Here is a 21,575-nt window from a genome sequence, read left to right as displayed (position 1 = left end):
GCAGGCTTAAATGCGGGACGTGCTACGTATCAGGACAGCGATTCGATGTGCGTCGAGTGCGCGTAGGCCTGCCCGAAGCGGTTGGCGAGGAAGTCCGGCAGTGCAATCTGCTCCTGACGAATAAAGCCGCGCTGCGGCAGCTTTTCCGCGAAGAACAGATCGACCGCGGCGCACACCGCCGATGCCGTCGTGATCTGAATGGCGCTCGCGCTGTGCCCGTTGTTACGTTCCGCGAAGATCTTGCGGGCGAACACTTCCTGCGTGAGCACGCCATTGCGCAGACCACTCACAACGACGAACACCAGCACCACGTCTTGCAGCGTGCTCGGCACGGCGCGCTTGAGCAGCGTCTTGAGCGTTTCCTGATCGTCTTTAAGACGCAGCTCACTGAGCAGCACCTTCATCAACGCGCCATGCCCCGGGTAACGCACCGACTTGTAGTCGAGATCGCGCACGCGGCCGGCGAGCGTTTCGCAAAGCGTACCGAGCCCACCGGAGGTGTTGAAGGCTTCGTACTCGACGCCATCGAGTGAGAAGTGTTCGAGGTCTTCGAGCGGCTGCACGGTGATCGACGCGCCATCGCGAATGGCTTCACACGGCTGACAGTATTCGTTGATGAGACCGTCCACACTCCACGTCAGGTTGTACTTCAGCGAGTTGGTCGGGAAAGCGGGCAGCGCACCGACACGCATCTTCACCACTTCGACCTGATCGAAGGCGGCGGCGAGATGATGCGCAGCGATTGAGATGAAACCGGGGGCAAGGCCGCATTGCGGCATGAGCGCGGTGCTGGCGCCTTCGGCGAGCTGCGCGATCGCGTGCGTGGCGGCGACGTCTTCGGTCAGATCGAAGTAGTGGCAACCGGCGGCGACAGCGGCCGTCGCAGCGCTGGTGGCCATGGTGTAGGGCAATGCATTGATCACCGCATCGTAGCCCGCGATTGCCTTTTGCAACGTGCCCGTGTCGCTGTCGGTGAGTTCATACACGGCGTCGGCATTCTCTCGAACGTGGGCAAGCGCCTGTGCGCTGCGGTCGAACACGCTCACGTGATAGTCACCGCTGTCGCGCAACAGACGAGCAATGGTTTGGCCGATGTGGCCAGCGCCAAGCAAGGCAATCTTCTTCATGGTTTTTCCCCTGGTTAGTGGTGAGAGATGCGGGTGATCGATGCGGTGCGATGGCGCCAAGACGAACACCGCGCAAAGGCCCGTGCGGCGGGGCTTTCACACTGCGGCACGTCTCGCGCCGTTGCATCGATTCTAAGCAGGGGTGCTGATGAAATGTAGCGTGATTTCGTCGTAAGTTCAGCAATTACTGACGTAATGACGAGTTTGTTTGACGAAATGTATTGGATAGTGAAAAAGCAGGCTTGCTGGGGGAGGCGTGGCGTAGGTGATCTGGACGTATCCGAGCACGTCACCCTGCGCCGCCCCTCTGCATCAAACTGGTACGAAATGATCTGTCAGGGTACGTCGAAGGGCGCCGTCGCCCCTAGGAGTCGCGGCTACCCGAACGTCAAGATTAGAGCCGGTCCGTCATATCGTGAGCGAAACCTTGTCAACGCTGACTCGGCCAGTTTCGCGACCAACATGAGCGAAAAATTTGAATCTAATCCATCGAGAAAAAATGAAAAGGAACACCCGCCGTCGACCGTCTCCCACGCAACAAACATGTCTTCCCCCGCACTTTTCCAAAACTGGATATTAAGGATGGACCCTGTTAGTACGGCGTTAGGTACGTTTTCGGCAGCAATCTCAATCTGAACGCCACTCTCATCCCACGTAGTTACTTTTGAGTTCTGTGGATTTGAAATCGTGAGCCCAAAAGCTTCCAGCATTGTGACGACAAACACGAAGGATTGCTCCAACGTATCGGGAATCAACACACGACATACTGGATTTGCCATTATCTTTCCCGAAGGTTTCTTGGTGATCCCTGCGCCGAGTTTCGGACGGCATCACCGCATAAAATAGGAAATCCAGATGATTGCAAGCGTCATCAATCTTCACTCAGCTCAAACCTCGGGACAGCAAAAACATCTCCGATCGCCCCCCTTTGCAAGCGATCGTATCCTTGGCCACGAATGAAGAATGCGTTGCTCCGGAGATGTCTCTTGAAGAGTTCGCGAGAAGCTTGAATCTTGGCGCTATCCTCCACTGCGTCCTCAAGTCTCTCCGTCAACTGCACATAGATGGTTTCCGGCCCCAACTCCTCTACCAAGAATGCGGGTGCCGTTAAAAGTCTATCCTTCCCCAGTAGGCGTACATAGGGGGGGCCAAAAACGGTCCCCCAGAACACGTCCGGCAGCCAATGCCGCAAGAGGTGTGTCACCACCATGAATCTGTCCCCATACGGTGCAGATTCACTTTCTACTGCAAAATCTCTATATCCCGGTGTTAGTACGTCAACAAACGAAAAGTCCGCCTTTGTTCGAATGCTCGCGTTCTTCAAATAGGCAACGAGTGATTCTTGTTGAACGCGCCCCAGCTCAAAGGAAAAGCCAATTTTTGAGTGCGTATCCTCGACTTTTGACGACTTACTGTGCCATCGAACGTTGAAAGATCCCTCCGCCTTCGGTTGTCTCTTACGTTGCCAGTAAACCGTTTGGCAGTTGCCTCCGTCCGGAACAAGCGACGTCACGTCGTCGCCGTCGAAACGACGATCAAGTGGCTCCCACCACCCCCACTTCTCCGGACATATTTCCGGGAGAAAGTTGCAAAATGTTTGGACCACATCAAGAAAATCTCTTTCACTCGTGAGAGTTAGTGGACTCAGCACGTTGATACACACCGGCATATGAAATTTCATATCTAACCCTCTATTTCGATACCCATGGACGGAACGTCCCATCCTTTGGATCGAAGACACGAATCGACCCCCCGGAGTTAGCGATCAAATCTCGCCATGGTTGAGAAATTGTTTTCGTATTCGGACTAACAATTAGCCGAATAGGATTACCTGTCTCTAAATAACCTCTGAATTGATTAGAATTCGCCAACGCAACTACGTCTTTGACTTCAATAATAGTTGTCCCATCCCTCGCATCGGGAACAACCGTGACGGGTGAGCCATTGGGAAGAATGACAGTAGTCCGTTTTGTATTTTCTGGCACTCCAAGGGCAGCTAACGCATCCGCTTGGAATTTTATCCCACGCTGAAATGGCGTTTGTCCCGAAGTAGCATCAGAGGAAGACCGCCCGCCGCGGCGCTCATGAAGCCGCCCGGCTGCACCATTGTGCCGGTCGTCTTCAAGTACCCCGTGTCCTTGATGTAGCTCCACAACTCGCCCACATCCACCACGTTCGCGCGGTTCGTCAGCGTGCCCGTGTTCACCGTCAACGTCCCACCCGACGTGATCGAACCCGTGTTCAGTACGCTGCCACCCGTCGCGCTACTGCCGAAATTCAACGACAGATCATTGCTCGCCAGAATCTGTCCGCCCGCCGACAAGCCCGAGAAGTTCTCCGGCAGATACACCTGCGGCATCAACGCCGTCACCGTCGGGCACTTCGCATTCCCCGTCGCCTGACACCCCGGCTCCGGCACGCTCTGCTCCACGTACCACAGCATCGGCTGCGACAACCCGCTGACCTGCTCCGGCGTGAGCGCCTGACCCAACTGGATGTTGTTCGCCTTGGCGTACTCCACCGCATTGCCGTACAACACCAGCTTCTGCTGGTCGAGCACCGTCAACTGCGACGTGCTGTCCGTCGACAAGCCATTGATGAAGCTCGCCTTGCCCGTCTGCATCAGCGCCGCTTGCTGCAACTGAATCGCCTCTTGCTGCGGGCTGTAGTAGAACGTTGTCGTCCCCGGTTGCAGCGACGGCGGCAAGTTCGAGAGCAACACCTGCGGTGTGTAGGTGTTGGCGGTCTTGATGCCGTTGATCAGGCTCGTGCCCGCCGGCCGGCATGCACTTTTTGTGCTTCTCAAGCTTGCCGGAATTCTTATGCACCTGAACCGGCGGCGGCAGCGCGTTGGTAATGCCGACCGTGAAGGCTATCGATAGGTTGCTGGCTGTATGCGCCGAGAGATTCGTGCCCTTCGATCCAATCCCCGGCCAACGGAAGGCTGCTCAAATTTTGCACGACGGACCATTTTTAATTTTCTTTGGGTACCGATGCAAAAAAAGTGCGCCGGAGAAGATCGCACGATTGATCACTTATACGTGCCCTACATGTCATCCGCATGAAACCGGGTCAGAACCGCTTGTCTTCGTTTTGCTCGTTGCAACATGGACACATCCTGCGTGAAATTTCATCTGCACACCTACAGATTCCGGGACAGCTTCGATATAGTTCGGCCCGAACCCACGGGGCGCCTGATGTCAGGCGAAGGGGTTCGCAACATTTCAAAGCTATCGAACAAGGAATCGACCGATGAAAAAGACGCATTTGGCTGCGGCGCTGTGTGCCCTCCTCGCTGCCGGCGCAGCGCAAGCTCAAAGCAACGTCACCCTTTACGGTGTGCTCGACGGCGGTCTCGCCTATGTCAACAACGTGGGCGGTAACAAGAACACCAGCACGGCAGACGGCCTGCAATCGGGTAACCGCTGGGGCCTGAAGGGCTCGGAAGATCTGGGCGGCGGTCTGTCGGCCGTCTTCACCCTTGAAAACGGCTTCAACCTGATGAACGGCACGCTCGGCCAAAGCAGCCGCGAATTCGGCCGCCAAGCCTTCGTCGGTCTGTCGAGCAAGTCGCTCGGCACGGTCACCATCGGCCGCCAGTACGACTCCGTGGTCGACTACGTGAGCGGCCTGACCTCGGCCAAGCAGTTCGCCACCAAGCTCGGCGCGCACGTGGGCGACGTCGACAACCTGTACAACTCGTTCCGCCTCAACAACTCGATCAAGTACTCGAGCGCCAACTACGCCGGCTTCACGTTCGGCGGCCTGTACAGCTTCTCGAATCAAGCCAGCACGGGCACCAACGGCACCGGCTTCGCCAACAACCGTGCCTTCAGCCTGGGCGCCGCCTACGCGAACGGCCCGATCAAGTTCGGCATCGGCTACCTCGAAGTCAGCACCCCGTCGAGCGCGGGCAACACCGGTGGCGCCGTCACGGGCGACTACAGCGGCGACTTCTACACGACCCGCATCGGCACGACGTCGTACGGCGTAGACAAGCAGCGCGTGCTCGCCACGGGCGGCAGCTACAACTTCGGCCCGGCAACGGTCGGCGTGGTGTACAGCAACACCCAGATCAAGTATCTGAGCGGCACCGGCGCCCGTGTGTCGAACTACGAACTGAACGGTACGTACAACCTGTCGCCGACGCTGCTGCTCGGCCTCGCCTACACGTACACCGACGCCAGCACGCGTAGCCCGACCCTCGCCAACCTGAGCCCGAAGTACCATCAGATCAACGCCGCCGTGGACTACCTGCTCTCGCGTCGTAGCGACGTGTACCTGGTCGGTATCTATCAGAAGGCTGCCGGTGACGCGACCGCCGCTTCGATCAACGGCGCTGGCGGTGCTTCGAGCACGAAGTCGCAAGCTGCCGTCGTCGCGGGTCTGCGCCACAAGTTCTAAGCCTTCGTCTTCGCGAGACGTGTAGTACCTCGTTTGAGTGCTCCAGTATTATGGGAGGCCCCACAAGGGCCTCCCTTTTTTCATGGGTCACGCGCATGCACCTTTCTTGAAATCGGAAATCTTGCCAATATGGCAGTGATCTCGCCGGCCTCCGGCGCGATTCCCCCCAACGAGAAGAGAGGAGCACACCCATGACGTTGACCAAGCAACGCAAATCCGTCGTACTGCCGACCATGATGGCCGCCGCGCTGGCGTTGACCGCAGGCAGCCATGCGTTTGCCGCAGACGCCGCCACGGCCAAGCGCGCGCAGCGTATTCTGGTACTCGCTACCGGCGGCACCATCGCCAGCACGGGCGACGCGCGCTCGGCCATCGGCTACAACGCGGGCGGCGTGACCGGCGAGCAACTCACGGCGAGCGTCCCCGGGCTCGACAAGCTGGCGTCGATCAAGGCCGAGCAGATCTCGAACATCGGCTCGCAGGACATGAACAGCAAGGTCTGGTATCAACTGGCCGCGCGCATCAAGCAAGCCTTCGACCGCGATGAAGCCGACGGGATCGTGGTCACCCACGGCACCGACACTATGGAAGAGACCGCCTTCTTCCTCGACAACGTGCTCGCCACCAGCAAACCGGTGGTGCTGGTCGGGTCGATGCGTCCGAGTACCGCCGTGAGTGCCGACGGCCCGGGCAATCTCTACGAAGCCGTGGAAGTCGCCGCCAGCCCGCAGTCGCAGAACCGGGGCGTGCTCGTTGTGATGAACGACACGATTCATGGGCCGCGCTGGGTCACGAAGACCAACACGACGTCCGTGCAGACGTTCCATAACCCGAATGCGGCACCGGTCGGCTATGTCGATCCGGCGTCGATTCGCTATCTGGCGCCGGCGCCTGCGGGCAGGAAGAAGGCACTTGAGGTGCCGAGTGGTGGTCTGCCGCGCGTCGAGATCGTCTATGCCCACGCCGATATGGACGCCGTGCAGATCGACGACGCCGTGCGGCACAACGTGAAGGGAATCGTGCTGGCGGGTGTCGGTGATGGCAATGCGTCTCAGGCGGCACTCGACGCGCTGGAAGCCGCAGCACGCAAGGGCGTCGTGGTCGTGCGTTCGTCGCGCGTCGGCAGTGGCTTCGTCAACCGGAACGTCGAAGTGTCGGACGACAAGACCGGCTTCGTCGTCTCCTACGATCTGAACCCGCAAAAGGCACGTGTGCTCACGCAGTTGCTGATCGGCAACGGCGTGACAGCGGCAGATAAGGTGCAGAAGGCGTTTGATGTGACGTACTGAAGCGGTTGCAGCGTCTGAGGGCAGCGAATGGAAGTTGTTAGTTGCCGTCGGCTGTTGAAGTGAAAAGGGCAGGTTGCCATGATTGGCAGCCTGCCCTTTTTGTTGTCTGCCGGGATGACAGACCCGCGTCACCTCAGTTCCGGGGACTATGCGTGAACTAAGTAAACGGCGGCACACTTCGCCTGTTCTAAAGTGAATCGATGCCTCCCGGCATGGCGCGTGGGAGCGTCCACACGACAGGTGCATGCATGAACACAAACACAAACATACACATACACAAAGCCCTCGCCAAGGTGCCGGAAGTCACGCTCATGTTCTGGGTGGTGAAGATCGCCGCGACGACCTTGGGTGAAACCGGCGGTGACGCGGTTTCCATGTCGATGAATCTTGGCTATCTCGTCGCTACGGCGATATTTGCCGTGGTCTTCGCCGTTTTGGTCTCGGCGCAGATCCGGGCGAAGTCGTTTCATCCGGCGCTGTACTGGGCCACGATCATCGCCACGACAACCGTCGGGACGACGCTCGCTGACTTCGCCGATCGATCGCTGGGCATCGGATACGCCGGCGGGTCAGCGATCCTTCTGGCGCTGCTGCTGGGCTCGCTGTGGGTCTGGTACCGGACGATGGGCTCAGTGTCCGTCAATGCGGTCGATTCGCCGAAGGCAGAAGTCTTCTATTGGGTCACGATCATGTTCTCGCAGACCCTCGGCACGGCGCTTGGCGACTGGACAGCGGACACCGCCGGGCTCGGCTATACCGGCGCGGCCGTCGTCTTCGGCGCGTTGTTGCTGATTCTCGTGGGGATGTATTTCTGGACCCGAACGTCGCGCGTCTTTCTCTTCTGGGCAGCGTTCATTCTGACGCGACCGCTGGGCGCAGTCGTTGGCGACTTTCTGGATAAGCCGATCAGCGCAGGCGGTCTCGCACTGAGCCGGTATTCGGCGTCATTCGCCTTGCTGGCGTTTATTCTGACCAGCTTGCTGCTCGTGCGGCAGCGCGCTGCGGCGAAAGCGCATTAGCGAAGGCTTTGCGGTGCGCAAGTTGGAGACTTGACCGCGCGGACGGCTGCATATTAGTATTTGCGTCGAAAACCTACGTACGAGCGGGTGTAAAAAACGTAGCGCCGCCCGGGCAACTGGGTCCCACCCGGAGTGGGAGTTCTACAGAAATGTAGATAGAGATTCCCGCATGCGACGGCCACCGAAAGGTGGCCGTTGGTCTTTCTGCCATCCCATCACGCGCGAACCGGCTTGCCCTTCTGAACGTTGCGCAGCAATGTTGCTAATGCGATCTTCTTCGCGTGACGTTGCCGCTTGGTCAAACCTTCCTCAAGCACGTAGGCGGATTGAACGCGCAATATGAGGCGCTTGCGCGACTTGTCCCTCTCAACTTCAAAAAACACGGCGTAGAGCAAGGTCTGCCCGCTAGCTTCGTCGACGTGCTCAAGCGTCACGAAATTGGGACGACGGTCATCTGCCAACGTAATGCGGCGTGATTCGAGATTCGTCACAATTTCACGGAGAAACTGTCGTGAGAGGTTGTAGCGCTGTTCACAGAGCACGCGGCGCTCGTGCTCGTCCACGTAAATCTCATGATCCGGAATCATCAGGGATGGACGTGGATCCCACCGGAAGCTTTTGGTGAAACAGTGACAGGAAAAGAGTACGAAGACCGAAACCTCGAGACCTTGGCCCACATCCATCTTGAATGCAAAGGGTGCAAGGTGACTCAGGTCCCAAGTGGCGCCTCGAAACGCAACGGCTCCGAAAGGCTGCGCCGACGCTTGGCCGTGATTCGTGGCCAACGTTTCAACCAACAGCATTCGCTCGTGCTCGTCTTTTGACAGTCGAGCATTCTATTGCCTAGGTTTCCTAATAGTTCTGACCCTATACGCGACCGCCAATCTTCGAAGAGAGTTTCGAATACGCAGACCACTGCTCGAACACCCTTAATTCGCGGGGATTCCGTTCGTGATCTACAAAAAAAAGCCGGTTCGCGAATAGCGTAACCGGCCTTGATCAAACTGAAGTTTCGGAAAATTCGCCCTGATGCTCAGGCTAATACTGACTCGCCAAGTGATGCGTCAGCGCCCATCTCACACATCGTAGGCGTCAAGTCTCGAACATTCACTCCACCGTCACCGACTTCGCCAGATTGCGTGGCTTATCGACGTCGGTACCGCGTGCGCACGCGGTGTGATACGCGAGCAGTTGCAGCGGCACAGTGTGCAGAATCGGCGAAAGCTGGCCGTAGTGCTCCGGCATGCGGATCACGTGGATGCCCTCGGCATTTGAGATTTGCGTGTCTGAATCGGCAAACACGTACAACTGGCCGCCACGCGCACGCACTTCCTGCATGTTCGACTTGAGCTTCTCGACCAGCGCGTCGTGCGGTGCCACCGTGACCACCGGCATCTGATCCGTCACCAGTGCCAGCGGGCCGTGCTTCAACTCGCCAGCCGGGTACGCTTCCGCGTGGATGTACGAGATTTCCTTGAGCTTGAGCGCACCTTCCAAAGCAATCGGATAGTGCAGGCCACGGCCCAGGAACAGCGCATTCTCGCGACGGGCAAAATCTTCGGCCCACGCAATGATCTGCGGCTCCAGCGCCAGCACGCTATGCAGCGCCGCCGGCAAGTGGCGCAGTTGCGTCAGATACTCGGCTTCTTGCGCTTCCGTCAGACGGCCGCGCAGCTTGGCAATCGTCAACGTGAGCAGGAACAGTGCCGTCAACTGCGTCGTGAACGCCTTGGTCGACGCCACACCAATCTCGGTGCCCGCGCGCGTGAGGTAATGCAACGCCGTCTGGCGCACCATCGCGCTCGTCCCCACGTTGCAGATCGCGAGCGTGTTCGTCATGCCCAGCGACTGCGCGTGTTGCAGCGCCGCCATCGTGTCAGCCGTCTCGCCCGACTGCGAGATGGTGACCACCAGCGTCTTCGGATTCGGCACGCTGTCGCGGTAGCGATATTCGCTCGCCACTTCGACCTGCGTCGGAATCTGTGCCAGCGACTCCAGCCAGTACTTGGCCGTCATGCCCGAGTAATAGCTCGTGCCGCACGCGAGAATCAGAATCGAGTCGACGTTGCGCAACACTTCCTCGGCCTTCTCGCCGAACAGCGTCGGCGAGATGCCCTCCACACCTTCCATCGTGTCGCCGATGGCGCGCGGCTGCTCGAAGATTTCCTTCTGCATGTAGTGCCGGTACGGGCCCAACTCCACCGCACCCGAATACGCCTGCACCGTGCGAACTTCACGCTCGACAGCGACGTCGTTGCGGTCGACGATCTTCACGCCGTCCAGCGTGAGCTCGACCACATCGCCCTCTTCCAGATAAATGAACTGGTCCGTCGTGCCAGCCAGTGCCAAGGCATCGGACGCGAGGAAGTTTTCCCCATCGCCCACCCCCACCACCAGCGGCGAACCGGCGCGCGTGCCAATGACGCGATGCGGTTCCTGCTTGCGGAATACAGCGATGGCATATGCGCCATGCAAGCGGCGCTTTGCCAACCGTACGGCGTGATACAGATCGCCCGCCGCACCGTTCGTCAGCAAATGATGGATCAGATGGGCAATCACTTCCGTATCGGTTTGCGACACGAACTCGTAACCCAGACCGCGCAACTCGTCACGCAGGCTTTCGTGGTTCTCGATGATGCCGTTGTGCACCAACGCGACTTCGTCGCGCGAGAAGATCGGATGCGCATTGTTCGTGACCGGCGCACCATGCGTTGCCCAACGGGTATGCGCAATACCGATCTCGCCCGACAGGTGCGTCTGGTTGACCTGCGCTTCGAGATCGGCCACGCGCGACACGCTGCGTGCACGCTGCGGCACGCCATCATGCAAGACCGCCACGCCGCAGGAGTCATAGCCGCGATACTCAAGACGACGCAGCCCCTCGACCAGCACCGGTACTACATTACGTCGCGCTACCGCGCCGACAATGCCGCACATATTCGCTTTCCTTACGCCAGAATTCCTGGCCCATTCAATTCGTATGATTCACCGCCGTGCGCGACTGCCTCATGCGCCAGCACATGACTGCCGATTTTACTGCTTCTGCTTGCGCGGACGGACGTAGCCGTCTTTCGCCACCTGCGTCTTGCCGTTGAGCACCAGCGCATTCTCGGGCGTGTCTTTCCACACCGTCGTCCCTGCCGCAATGGTCGTGCCGCGACGCACCGTCACGGGTGCCACCAGTTGCGAGTCGGAACCGATGAAGACGTCGTCCTCGATCACCGTGCGATGCTTGTTCGCCCCGTCGTAATTGCAAGTGATGGTGCCCGCGCCGATATTCACGCGCGCGCCGACGGTCGAATCGCCCACATAAGCCAGATGATTCGCCTTGGAACCCTTGGCAAGAGTGGCATTCTTCACTTCCACAAAGTTGCCGATATGCACGTCGTCGGCAAGTTCGGCCCCCGGGCGCAGACGGGCATACGGCCCAATGTGCGCGTCGGCGCCCACCACGGCGCCGTCGAGATGGCTGAACGCCTCAATGCTGGTGCCAGCGCCGATCGTGGTATCGCGAATCACGCAGTTCGGGCCGATCGTCGCCCCGTCACCGATCACGACCTTGCCTTCGAACACACAGTTCACGTCGATCGACACGTCAGTACCGCACTCGATCTCGCCGCGCAGATCGAATCGGTTCGGATCGATGAGCGTGACCCCCGCCGCCAGCAAGGCCGCCGCCGCGTTGCGTTGATAGTCGCGCTCCAGTTCTGCGAGCTGCGCCTTGTCGTTCACGCCATTGGGTTCCCACGCGAACGTGGGCTGCGTGGTCACCACCGGCACGCCATCGGCCACCGCGCAGGCGATGACGTCGGTCAGGTAGTACTCGCCTTGGGCGTTCTGGTTCTTCAAGCCGGCCAGCCAGCCCTTCAGATGGCGCGTTGGTGCGACGAGAATGCCGGTGTTGATCTCACGAATGGCACGCTCCGCATCGTTAGCGTCCTTCTGCTCGACGATGCGAAGTACATTGCCTGCGGCATCGCGCACGATTCGGCCGTAGCCGGTCGGATTATCCAGATCGACCGTCAGCACGCCGAGCTTGTCGCTGCCGGCCGCATCGAGCAGGCCCTGCAAGGTCTCGGTACGCGTCAACGGTACGTCGCCATAGAGCACCAGCGTCGGCACCGATTCGTCGAGCAACGTCACCGCCTGTTGCACGGCGTGGCCGGTGCCCAGTTGTTGAGCTTGCTCGGCAAAACTCACGTCGTCGGCAGCCACAGCGTCACGCACGGCTTCGCCACCATGGCCGATCACGACAATCAGTTTGCCCGGCGAAAGCGTGCGCGCCGTCGCGATCACATGCGAGAGCAGCGGACGGCCCGCCAGCGGTTGCAGTACCTTGGGGAGCCTGGAGCGCATGCGCTTACCCATGCCGGCCGCGAGAATCACAATATTCATGGCGAGGTGACGACTCGAAAAGGAGAAGGTCTTCCGTGGAATTCTTATCGTGCGCATCGCAAAACGCCATGCGCACGGTGAGTTAGCTTATTTACCGATTCAGTGGATCAGCCGAGCGGATCAGACAGTTAGTCGTCGAACTGGGCGATGCGAATGATGCCGGCGTCGTTTTCGTCGCCGCACGGCACTTCATCGAATGCCGTATCGCCGAGCGGATCGGGCTGGCCCGTCGCGCGCAGATTCTTGAAGTCGTGAATGCCCGCGTCCATCAGATGCGACGGAATCACGTTCGAGAGTGAGCTGAAAATCGACTTGATGCGGCCCGGATGCTGCTTTTCCCATTGGCGAATCAGCGCCTTCATCTCGCCACGCTTCAGGTTCGGCTGGCTGCCGCACAGCGTGCACGGAATGATCGGGAACTGCTTGTACTCGGCGTAACGCTCCAGATCCGACTCACGCACGTACGCGAGCGGGCGGATCACCACGTTCTTGCCGTCATCCGATTGCAGCTTGGGCGGCATGCCCTTGAGCTTGCCACCGTAGAACATGTTCAGGAACAGCGTCTCGATGATGTCGTCGCGATGATGGCCCAGCGCAATCTTGGTCGCGCCGAGTTCGCCCGCCACGCGGTACAAAATGCCCCGGCGCAGACGCGAACACAGCGAACACGTGGTCTTGCCCTCGGGCACCACGCGCTTGACGATGGAGTATGTGTCCTGATTCTCGATATGGAAATCCACGCCGATGGCGCGGAAATAATCGGGCAGCACATGCTCAGGGAAACCCGGCTGCTTCTGATCGAGATTCACCGCAACGATGGAGAAGTCGATCGGCGCACGCTCGCGCAGCTTGAGCAGAATGTCGAGCATGGCGTAGCTGTCCTTGCCGCCAGACATGCACACCATCACGCGATCGCCCTGCTCGATCATGTTGTAGTCGCCGATGGCCTGCCCCGTCAGACGGAACAACCGCTTCTCGAGCTTGTTGTTCTCGAACGCGAGCTTCTGGGCCTTCTTGACGCTATCAACGGCAACATTACCGGTCGCGGCCGAGGTGGCACCGGTCTCGGAAATCACGGCACTCATCTCAGGCACCCTTCATCTTGAACACCTCGATGCCCACCGAGTGGCAATCGGGGTAGACATCGGGCTTCTCGGTCGACACGCCCACAGCGCGCACGCGCGGGTGCGCCAGCAGTGCCTCCGCCACGTCGTCGCAAAGGGTTTCCTGCAAGTGGATGTGGCCTTGTCCCACGCGCTTGGCGATGGTCTCGCGCATGAAGTCGTAATCGACCACTTCGTCGAGCTTGTCGGCCACGGGCGTGCTGTCAGAGAGCGGCACGAACAACTGCACGTTGATCAGCACGCGCTGCTCGCCACGCTTCTCGTGGTCGTGAACGCCGATGTTGATGAACACTTCATAGTCGCGCAGGAACATGCGACGGCAGTCCATCAGGCGAGGGTGGGAAAGAGCGCTATGCATTTTGAAAACTCGTAATGACAATCAACGAGACCGGTCGGCGTCGGCCGGCTCGGTCAGAAATTTTACGTCCCGCGACGAGGCGGCAAGATGCTGGCCGCCATCGACATACAGTACGGTGCCAGTTACCGCCGGTGCGTCGGCCAGATACGCCACCGCCTGTGCGATGTCTTCCGGTGTCGACGATGCGCCCAACGGTGTGGCGGCATGCGCAGCGGCAAAGCCCGCCGGGGTCTGGTCAACGGACAGCAGCGTGACGCCCGGCGCCACACCCACCACCCGAAGGCGGGGCGCAAACGCCTGCGCCAGCAACGTGGTGGCGACGTCGAGCGCCGCCTTCGACAACGTGTACGACAGGTAATCGGGGTTCGGATTCGCCAGCTTCTGGTCGAGCAGGTTGACGATCACGCCGCGTCCCGTCTCGCCCAATGCCGCGTACATCTCGCGCGCCAGCACCAGCGGCGCCCCCACGTTCACGCGCATGTGGCGCTCAAGGGCGTTATAGCCGAAATCTGCGGCGCCATCGTACTCGAAGCGCGAGGCGTTATTGACCAGGCAGCTTGGGACACCCAGCGCCTCGGTACAACGGGCGATGAGGCCCGCCGTGGCGGACTCGTCGGCCAGCGACGCCTGCAACGCTACCGCACGACGGCCCAGCGCTTCGATGGCGGTGACCGTTTCAAGCGCCTCGTCGTGCGAGCGCTCGTAATGCACCGCCACGTCCCACCCCATACCGGCGAGCCGCAGCGCAATCGCGCGGCCGATGCGGCGCGCGCCGCCGGTGACGAGCGCTACGCGCGGCACGGCAGGCGTGCGGGCGTTGGCGTCGCTGGCGGCGGGCGTGGAGCGTGGCGTGGGTGCAACGGTCATGCGTCGGTTTCCTGTCAGGGGGCCGGGAAATCAGGGTTATTCGGGCGCGTTCGGGGCAAACCGCAGGCCCCCCATGTTCGGCGGCACCCGGCAAGGCACCTTGTCCGGCAATGGTTCCGGGCGTTCCACGAAACGGGCGAACGGCGAGCAAACCGGCTGCAAATCGACTGTTTACGGGGTCTCGCGCCAGATGACAACGCGCGGCAGATAGTCTGCGCCGACTCCGTTACAATGCCGGCATGAATCAGGCCGCACCGAAACCCCATAGTTTACCCGTTCCAGAGGCTGACGCGCTCGAACACTCGCGCCGCCTCACGGCCCATCTCGCCGACGCGATCGACGCGGCGGGCGGCTGGCTGCCGTTCGATCGCTTCATGGAACTGGCCCTGTACGCCCCCGGACTCGGCTATTACGCCGCCGGTGCTGCCAAATTCGGACGTCTGGCCGCCGACGGCAGCGACTTCGTCACCGCCCCCGAACTCACGCCGTTCTTCGCCGGTACGCTCGCCCGTCAGATCGGCGAAATCGTCGAACAGACGGGCGATGCCGAGGTGCTGGAGTTCGGCGCGGGCTCGGGACGCCTCGCGGCCGATCTGCTGCTCGCGCTCGACGCACAAGGCACGCCCTGCGAGCGCTACTCGATCATGGAGCTCTCAGGTGAGCTCCGAGCCCGCCAGCGCGCCACGATCGAGCGGCTTGCCCCGCATCTGCTCGACAAGGTGACCTGGCTCGACTATCTGCCGGACGCCTTCCACGGCGTGATGCTCGGCAACGAAGTGCTCGACGCCATGCCCGTACGCCTGTGGGCGCGCCGCCCGGATGCCAGCGGCCAGCCCGTCTGGTTCGAGCGCGGCGTCACGATGACGGCTGACGGCTTTGCGTGGGAAGAACGTCTGCATGACGGCCCGGTGCCCGAGGCGCTGGCCGCGCTCGACGACCTGCCGCCCACGCAGGAATACCTGACGGAAACACACGAAGCCGCTTCGGCCTTTGTCCGTAGCGTGGCGCCGTTGCTTGCCCGTGGTGTGCTGCTGCTCATCGATTACGGCTTCCCGGCGCGCGAGTATTACCATCCGCAGCGCGCGCAAGGCACGCTGATGTGCCACTACCGCCACCACGCGCACGACGATCCGTTCTATTACCCCGGTTTGCAGGACATCACCGCGCACGTGGAATTCTCGGGCATCGCCGATGCAGGCGTAGAAGCCGGCCTCGACCTGCTGGGCTTCACGTCGCAGGCACGATTCCTGATGAATGCCGGCATCGTCGATCTGATGAGTGCGCTCGATCCGACCGACCCGGCGACGTTCCTGCCCGCGGCCAACGCCGCCCAGAAACTCCTGTCGGAAGCGGAAATGGGCGAGCTCTTCAAGGTGATCGCCTTCGGACGTGGCATGGACGAGTGGGCCGGGCTCATCGGCTTTGCCACCAGCGACCGCAGTCACGCCCTCTGACCGCATTTCTCACCTGACAAGGCACCGCCGATGTTTCGCTGGATGTTCACGATCTTCATCGCGGTCTGCATCCTCTCGGCAGCCTCGCCCTGGCTGTCGAAGCTCGGCATCGGCCGCCTGCCGGGCGACTTGCGGTTCCGCTGGCGCGACCGGGAGATGGTCTTCCCGTTCGCCTCGACCGTGGTGCTCTCGCTCGTCTTCAATCTGCTGATTCGCCTGCTTTGATCGTCGGCAACGGCTGCAACACGTGTTGCAGCCGCATCTGACCGGCGTCCTGCTCTCTTTCTGAATCCTCGTAATGCCCCCGGTGTATCAGGCTGCGTACGCCTGCATGTGCCGGGCGGCGTACGTTCGCGTCCGTCCACGCCCCGCTTAACCCATTCCATCTAGGGTTAACAATCATTTGATCATTTGTTGCAAAAAAATTACCATGAAACAAATGATTCAGTCGTGAATCACGGTGAGACCTTTTCAGGAGCAGGGCATGATCAAGATGCAGACCAAGGTGCGATTGACCGGGGCGATGCTGGGCGTGGCGATGGCGATCGGTACCGCGTCGGGCGCAGCACAAGCGCAAAGCACATCGGAGACGCTGCAAAAGATCGAGACCAGCGGGGTGATTTCGATCGGCCATCGTGAGTCGTCGATTCCGTTCTCGTATTACGACAACAATCACAACGTCATCGGTTACTCGCAGGACCTCTGCAACAAAGTCGTCGACGCAGTGAAGGCCAAGCTCAAGAAGCCCGATCTGCAAGTGCGCTTCATTCCCGTGACGTCGCAGAACCGCATTGCGCTGGTGCAGAACGGCACGGTCGACATCGAGTGCGGCGTGACGACCAACTTGAAAGCACGTCAGGCACAGGTCAACTTCTCGGACACGTTCTTCGTGGCCGGTACGCGCCTGCTGGTGAACAAGAACTCGGGCGTCAAAGACTTCCCGGATCTCGCCGGCAAGGCTGTCGTGACCAACGCTGGCACGACGTCGGAGCGCATCCTCAACAAGATGAACAACGACAAGAAGATGAACATGAGCGTGATCGCGGGCAAGGATTACGGCGAGTCGTTCATCATGCTGCAAGGCGGTCGCGTTCAGGGCTTCATGATGGACGACGTGCTGCTCGCAGGCGCCCGCACCATGGGCCGCAACCCCGACGACTGGGTCGTGACCGGCACGCCGCAGTCGTTCGAAGCGTACGGCTTCATGATGAAACACGGCGACACGGTGTTCAAAAAGCTGGTGGACGACACGCTCTCGGGCGTGATGAAGAGCGGCGAGATCAACGCGATGTACAAGAAGTGGTTCGAATCGCCGGTGCCGCCGAAGAACATCAACTTCAATTTCCCGATGAGCGAACAGCTCAAGCAGCTCTACGCGAACCCGAACGATCAGGCGTTCGAGTAAGCACAACAGGGGATGTTGTCGACGGTTGTGGATTGAGTGAAACGCTGAAATCCACCACTTGAGTAGCAAAGCGAGCGAGAGGAGGAAGCCGCCATCATGGCGGCTTCTTCTTTTCCCCCGACGCTCATGCACCCGTCATCCCACTGGTCACGCACCAGAAGCTACTCCGTCCCGGCCGCCGCTACAGACGCGTTGAATGTCGCGACGAACGGCGCTACGACTTCCCCCACAGGTGTGCCGATCACCGCGATTCGCGCGATGAGAAACGTCGATGCCGCGAATTCAATGCGATATTCGCTGCCCCGGACACTGCGCGGTTACTACCGTTTCTCTGTCGCCTTCCTCTCGGCCCAGAAGCAGTGCCCGAGCATGGCGCAGGCCGACGCGAAATTCCTCCCCACGCTAGTCGAGTCCGAGGCGGCCCATCAGCCCGGTATGCGGTTATCGCAGCACCGCTCCCCCGACGATCTGGTGGCGTACCTTTTGCAACAATGCCGATTGCCAGCGGCGCAGGGCCGCGAGCAGGGAATCGTCAACATGGGGCCCGACGGCATCCATTTCGCGGCGTTCGATCTGGCCATTCGTGACGGCCAGCCGTCCGTGATTCTCATCGAGTCAGGTTCGATGAACGATGAGGGCGGTTCACGACTGGCCTTCCGGTTGTGTAACGAGATGACACGGCACGCGCCCACCGGAAAGCACTGGCCTGATCGCGCGCTGTTGATCCTTGAAACCCGAATGCAACAGAGTTCGGTGGACTGCGGCATGTTCAGTCTCATGACCTGCAAAACGATGTTCAAGGAAGCGAGCCTGTTCGAATCGCTTCACACGCGCTTGCGTACCGGAGCGTTCGACGATGCGGCGTTTCACCACTTCCCCTTCGAGAAGACCGATACATTGCTCCCGCCGTCGATCATGCGGCACACGCAGTCAAAACGACGGCTCGCCGGCTACGCGCAGCGACATCACGGCGGTGAGGAGGCGGAGGATGCAGAGATACGGAGACTCGTCCGTCGTCAAAAAGGGCTAACCTTCGATCGCGAGAATCGAAGCTACAGCGTCTCGATTGAATTCGAACGGATCAAAGCCGCAGGGCGGGCGTTACCGCCCCCGCTGGCGTCATCGGAAATGCTGGAAGATACGTTCTTGCAGCGTTTGTGACGATCAGGCGTCCTGCGCAGCCCCAAGGCCCGCGGCTTCAACCGCTTCGATTCGCGCGGCCTGCACCGCGTCGCGAATCTTCCCCGGATTGTCGGTGAACTGACTGGCTACGGCCCCCGCATCGACAGACCGAGCGGCCGCCAGCGCCGCCATCAGACGATCTCGCTGCGCATACGGTGCATTCGGAAAATCCCCCCCCCGACCGCGGGCATCCGCCTCGCAAGCTTGCAGAATCTCGACAAAGCGCTCGGGTTTTCGCAGCGCGTCGCAGCGCTCAAGCAAACGCACCAGCGCGGACGCCCCGAACTTTCCACTCGCATGAATGTTGCCGTGCTCGCGCGCAACCACCTGAGCGAGTTCGCGGCACTCGACCGGCACCCTCAAGCGGGCGCACAACGGACCCAGCAGATCGACGCTGCGGCCTTCGTGTCCGATGTGACGCGGCAGCACGTCGTCCGGCGTGGTGCCCTTGCCGAGATCGTGCGTGAGCGCGGCAAACCGCACCGGCAGTGAGTATCCCTGCGCCGCAGCGAAGTCGAGCACCATCATCACGTGCACGCCGGTATCGACTTCGGGGTGATAGTCGGCGCGTTGCGGCACGCCCCACAGTTGGGCTAGCTCAGGCAGGATGCGCGCCAGCGCCCCTGACTCGCGCAAGACATCGAACATGCGCGACGGCCGGTTTTCCATCAGTCCGCGAGACAGCTCCTGCCAGACCCGCTCGGCCACCAACGCATCGACCTCTCCGTTGGCGGTCATCTCGCGCATCAGGTCGAGGGTTTCGCCTGCCACCGAGAAGTCGGTGAATCGCGCCGCAAAGCGGGCGCAACGCAGAATCCGGACTGGGTCTTCCGCAAACGCCACACCAACGTGACGAAACAGCCGCGCTTTCAGATCGCGCTCGCCACCGTACGGATCGACCAGCGTGTCCGACAGACTGTCGTCGGGCAACACCTCGCGCGCCATCGCGTTGATCGTGAAGTCGCGACGGATCAAGTCTTCTTCGAGCGTGACTTCCGGGGCGAAGTAGAACGAGAAGCCGTGATAGCCGCGTGCGGTTTTCCGTTCGGTGCGCGCGAGTGCGTACTCGGCGCGCGTCTTCGGATGGAGGAAAACTGGAAAGTCGCGGCCGACCGGTTTGTATCCCAGCTGAACCATTTCCTCCGGCGTGGCGCCCACCACGACGTAATCGCGGTCTTTGACCGGCAGACCCAACATGGCGTCGCGAATGGCGCCGCCGACTGCGTAAATCTTCATGGACGCACTTCGTAATAGTCGACGCGGATCGTCTCGGCCTTGGCCGCCGCCACCCATGCCTGCACGGCGGGAACTTCGCGAATGCGTTCGGCGTAGGCCTGAGCCACTGCCGAGAGCGCCGGTTCGAACGTCGCGAAGCGCATCACCACCGGCGCGTAGAACGCGTCGGCAATGGTGAATTCACCGAACAGGAACGGGCCGCCATGGCGGGCGAGACAGTCTTCCCAGATCGCCTCGACGCGACGAATGTCGGCGAGCGCCTCAGGCGTTGCCGCCGCCCCCGGCCAATGCGCGCCAATGTTCATGAACATGCTGCTGCGCAGACCGCCAAAGCCGCTGTGCATCTCGGCGCAGACACTACGCGCGTGGGCGCGGGCTTCGCGCGACGACGGCCACAGCGGCACATGCGGATAGCTCTCCGCGAGGTACTCGCAAATGGCCAGCGAATCCCACACGGTAATACCGTTGTCGATAAGACACGGCACCTTGCCGGTCGGCGAGTAGCGCAGAATCTGTTCGCGCGAGTCAGGCTGCGCGAGCCAGACGTTGCACTCTTCGAACGCGATACCGAAGTGCTTGAGCAGAACCCAGGGCCGCATCGACCACGAGGAATATCGCTTGTTGGCGACGATCAGTTGCATGAGAACTTTCCTTGCGCGCGCACGATGCGCACGCGATAGCGGGAATCAAAGAGGAAATCGCGAGGGTGCCGGTGAACCCGTGGCCCAATCAACCGATCGGCCGATCAGCGCCCGGCGTAGCGCCGGTAATCCGACAGCCGCCGCTCCCAGTTGTCGCCGTCGAGATAGTCGACAGCGATCTCCAGACCGTTGGGCGTGAGGTTGAGTTCGGGCGCCAGCGGGCCGGTCATGACGTTATCGACTCGCATCGAATCGAGATTGTCGCGCGTGATGATCGGGTCACCCGGCAGCTTCTCGAAGAACGCGGCCTGCAACCGGGCGGCGCCATCGGTGAGCGGCAGAATCGGCCGTTCGCAGCCACACACGGCACCGGCAAAGCGCACCAGTTCTTCCAGCGTGTACACCTGCGGCCCACCCAGCTCGTAGGTCTTGCCGAACGTGGCGTCGTTGTCGAGCGCCGCCACAAACGCCTGTGCCACGTCGATCACATAGATCGGCTGAAAGCGCGCTTTGGCACTGGCGAGCGGCACCACCGGCAAGCGGCGCTGCAAACGGGCAAATGTATTGAGGAAATTGTCACCGGGGCCGAAGACGACCGAGGGCCGGAAGATCGTGACCGGGATGCCGGTCTCGCGAATCGCCTTCTCGCCATCGCCCTTCGAGCGCTGGTACATGCTCGGGCCGTCGGCGTCGGCGCCAAGGGCGCTCATGTGCAGCAAGCGGTCGATGCCGCGATCGCTGCATGCCTGCGCGATCTTGCGTGGCAGTTCCACATGCGCCCGGGCGAAGGCTTTGCCGTAGGGCGTGCCGCGGTCGCTGTGGAGCACACCGACAAGATTGATCACAGCGTCGCTGCCGGCAATCACACGCTCAAGGGCACGCGGATCGTGCACATCGCATTCGACGAGTTCCACGCCCGGCAATACGCCGAGCGCCTTGGCGGCCTCGACGCGGCGTGTCGGCAGGCGCACCGCATGCCCTGACGACACCAATCGGGCGACCAGATGGCCACCGATGAAGCCGGTGCCACCGACGACACAAACGTTATAGCGCATGCGTCACCTCCGAGTCATG

The 21,575-nt window shown here is 60.9% G+C and carries 20 protein-coding genes; 7 read left to right on the top strand and 13 right to left on the bottom strand.

What is annotated here, in order from left to right; all coding sequences use genetic code 11:
- Positions 1–29: 29 nt before the first annotated feature.
- The 4 genes from AT302_RS01635 to AT302_RS27805 form a co-directional block, all read right to left on the bottom strand.
- Complete coding sequence (locus AT302_RS01635; protein ID WP_058376918.1) at positions 30–1,127, bottom strand: saccharopine dehydrogenase family protein; 1,098 nt, start codon at positions 1,125–1,127, stop codon at positions 30–32.
- 871 nt (positions 1,128–1,998) lie between these two features.
- Positions 1,999–2,808: a hypothetical protein gene (locus AT302_RS01625; RefSeq protein WP_157125654.1), complete on the bottom strand. Its 810-nt coding sequence runs from the start codon at positions 2,806–2,808 to the stop codon at positions 1,999–2,001.
- A gap of 10 nt (positions 2,809–2,818) precedes the next feature.
- The gene (locus tag AT302_RS28400) at positions 2,819–3,112 is read right to left on the bottom strand and encodes a putative toxin (protein ID WP_167365770.1); all 294 of its coding nucleotides are present in this window, start codon (positions 3,110–3,112) and stop codon (positions 2,819–2,821) included.
- A gap of 32 nt (positions 3,113–3,144) precedes the next feature.
- Positions 3,145–3,933, bottom strand: coding sequence for a hypothetical protein (locus tag AT302_RS27805; protein ID WP_058376915.1), 789 nt, complete (start codon positions 3,931–3,933; stop codon positions 3,145–3,147).
- A gap of 446 nt (positions 3,934–4,379) precedes the next feature.
- On the opposite strand from AT302_RS27805, the gene AT302_RS01615 reads away from it, so the two are divergent.
- From AT302_RS01615 to AT302_RS01605, 3 genes are all read left to right on the top strand, one after another.
- On the top strand, positions 4,380–5,531 hold the full coding sequence (locus tag AT302_RS01615) for a porin (RefSeq protein ID WP_058376914.1): 1,152 nt from the start codon (positions 4,380–4,382) through the stop codon (positions 5,529–5,531).
- Between the two features lie 191 nt (positions 5,532–5,722).
- On the top strand, positions 5,723–6,820 hold the full coding sequence (locus AT302_RS01610; protein ID WP_058376913.1) for an asparaginase: 1,098 nt from the start codon (positions 5,723–5,725) through the stop codon (positions 6,818–6,820).
- Between the two features lie 248 nt (positions 6,821–7,068).
- The gene (locus AT302_RS01605; protein ID WP_058376912.1) at positions 7,069–7,839 is read left to right on the top strand and encodes a COG4705 family protein; all 771 of its coding nucleotides are present in this window, start codon (positions 7,069–7,071) and stop codon (positions 7,837–7,839) included.
- A 215-nt stretch (positions 7,840–8,054) separates the two neighbouring features.
- On the opposite strand, the gene AT302_RS01600 is transcribed toward AT302_RS01605, so the two are convergent.
- The 6 genes from AT302_RS01600 to AT302_RS01575 form a co-directional block, all read right to left on the bottom strand.
- Positions 8,055–8,642: a hypothetical protein gene (locus AT302_RS01600; RefSeq protein WP_058376911.1), complete on the bottom strand. Its 588-nt coding sequence runs from the start codon at positions 8,640–8,642 to the stop codon at positions 8,055–8,057.
- 304 nt (positions 8,643–8,946) lie between these two features.
- A complete protein-coding gene (glmS, locus tag AT302_RS01595; RefSeq protein ID WP_058376910.1) occupies positions 8,947–10,776 on the bottom strand; it encodes a glutamine--fructose-6-phosphate transaminase (isomerizing) in 1,830 nt (609 codons plus the stop codon).
- Positions 10,777–10,872: 96 nt separating this feature from the next.
- A complete protein-coding gene (gene glmU / locus AT302_RS01590) occupies positions 10,873–12,234 on the bottom strand; it encodes a bifunctional UDP-N-acetylglucosamine diphosphorylase/glucosamine-1-phosphate N-acetyltransferase GlmU (RefSeq protein ID WP_058376909.1) in 1,362 nt (453 codons plus the stop codon).
- 128 nt (positions 12,235–12,362) lie between these two features.
- Positions 12,363–13,319, bottom strand: coding sequence for a tRNA 2-thiocytidine(32) synthetase TtcA (gene ttcA / locus AT302_RS01585; protein ID WP_058376908.1), 957 nt, complete (start codon positions 13,317–13,319; stop codon positions 12,363–12,365).
- A 1-nt stretch (position 13,320) separates the two neighbouring features.
- Positions 13,321–13,716, bottom strand: a complete 396-nt coding sequence (locus AT302_RS01580; RefSeq protein ID WP_058376907.1) for a dihydroneopterin aldolase — start codon at positions 13,714–13,716, stop codon at positions 13,321–13,323.
- A 21-nt stretch (positions 13,717–13,737) separates the two neighbouring features.
- Entirely contained in the window at positions 13,738–14,583 is an 846-nt protein-coding gene (locus AT302_RS01575) for an SDR family oxidoreductase (RefSeq protein WP_237172042.1), read from the bottom strand.
- Positions 14,584–14,822: 239 nt separating this feature from the next.
- Here AT302_RS01575 and AT302_RS01570 point away from each other — a divergent pair, with 239 nt between their 5' ends.
- The 4 genes from AT302_RS01570 to AT302_RS01555 all read left to right on the top strand — a co-directional run bounded on the left by AT302_RS01570 (position 14,823) and on the right by AT302_RS01555 (position 18,603).
- Entirely contained in the window at positions 14,823–16,037 is a 1,215-nt protein-coding gene (locus AT302_RS01570) for a class I SAM-dependent methyltransferase (protein WP_058376906.1), read from the top strand.
- Between the two features lie 30 nt (positions 16,038–16,067).
- Positions 16,068–16,262, top strand: coding sequence for a DUF2905 domain-containing protein (locus AT302_RS01565; RefSeq protein ID WP_058376905.1), 195 nt, complete (start codon positions 16,068–16,070; stop codon positions 16,260–16,262).
- A gap of 268 nt (positions 16,263–16,530) precedes the next feature.
- Positions 16,531–17,442: a glutamate/aspartate ABC transporter substrate-binding protein gene (locus AT302_RS01560; RefSeq protein WP_058380024.1), complete on the top strand. Its 912-nt coding sequence runs from the start codon at positions 16,531–16,533 to the stop codon at positions 17,440–17,442.
- A gap of 96 nt (positions 17,443–17,538) precedes the next feature.
- Positions 17,539–18,603, top strand: a complete 1,065-nt coding sequence (locus AT302_RS01555; RefSeq protein WP_084655970.1) for a YopJ family acetyltransferase — start codon at positions 17,539–17,541, stop codon at positions 18,601–18,603.
- Positions 18,604–18,606: 3 nt separating this feature from the next.
- Here AT302_RS01555 and AT302_RS01550 read toward each other — a convergent pair whose 3' ends face one another.
- From AT302_RS01550 to AT302_RS01540, 3 genes are all read right to left on the bottom strand, one after another.
- On the bottom strand, positions 18,607–19,860 hold the full coding sequence (locus AT302_RS01550; RefSeq protein ID WP_058376903.1) for a multifunctional CCA addition/repair protein: 1,254 nt from the start codon (positions 19,858–19,860) through the stop codon (positions 18,607–18,609).
- On the bottom strand, positions 19,857–20,501 hold the full coding sequence (locus tag AT302_RS01545) for a glutathione S-transferase family protein (RefSeq protein ID WP_058376902.1): 645 nt from the start codon (positions 20,499–20,501) through the stop codon (positions 19,857–19,859). Before AT302_RS01545 ends, AT302_RS01550 begins: the two co-directional genes overlap by 4 nt.
- Positions 20,502–20,605: 104 nt before the next feature.
- Entirely contained in the window at positions 20,606–21,556 is a 951-nt protein-coding gene (locus AT302_RS01540) for a complex I NDUFA9 subunit family protein (protein WP_058376901.1), read from the bottom strand.
- Positions 21,557–21,575: the final 19 nt, after the last annotated feature.

The organism is Pandoraea norimbergensis, from assembly GCF_001465545.3.
In the GTDB taxonomy this organism is placed as follows: domain Bacteria; phylum Pseudomonadota; class Gammaproteobacteria; order Burkholderiales; family Burkholderiaceae; genus Pandoraea; species Pandoraea norimbergensis.
Note: the sequence above shows the minus strand (reverse complement) of the source record. Positions and strands in the feature narration are given on the sequence as shown.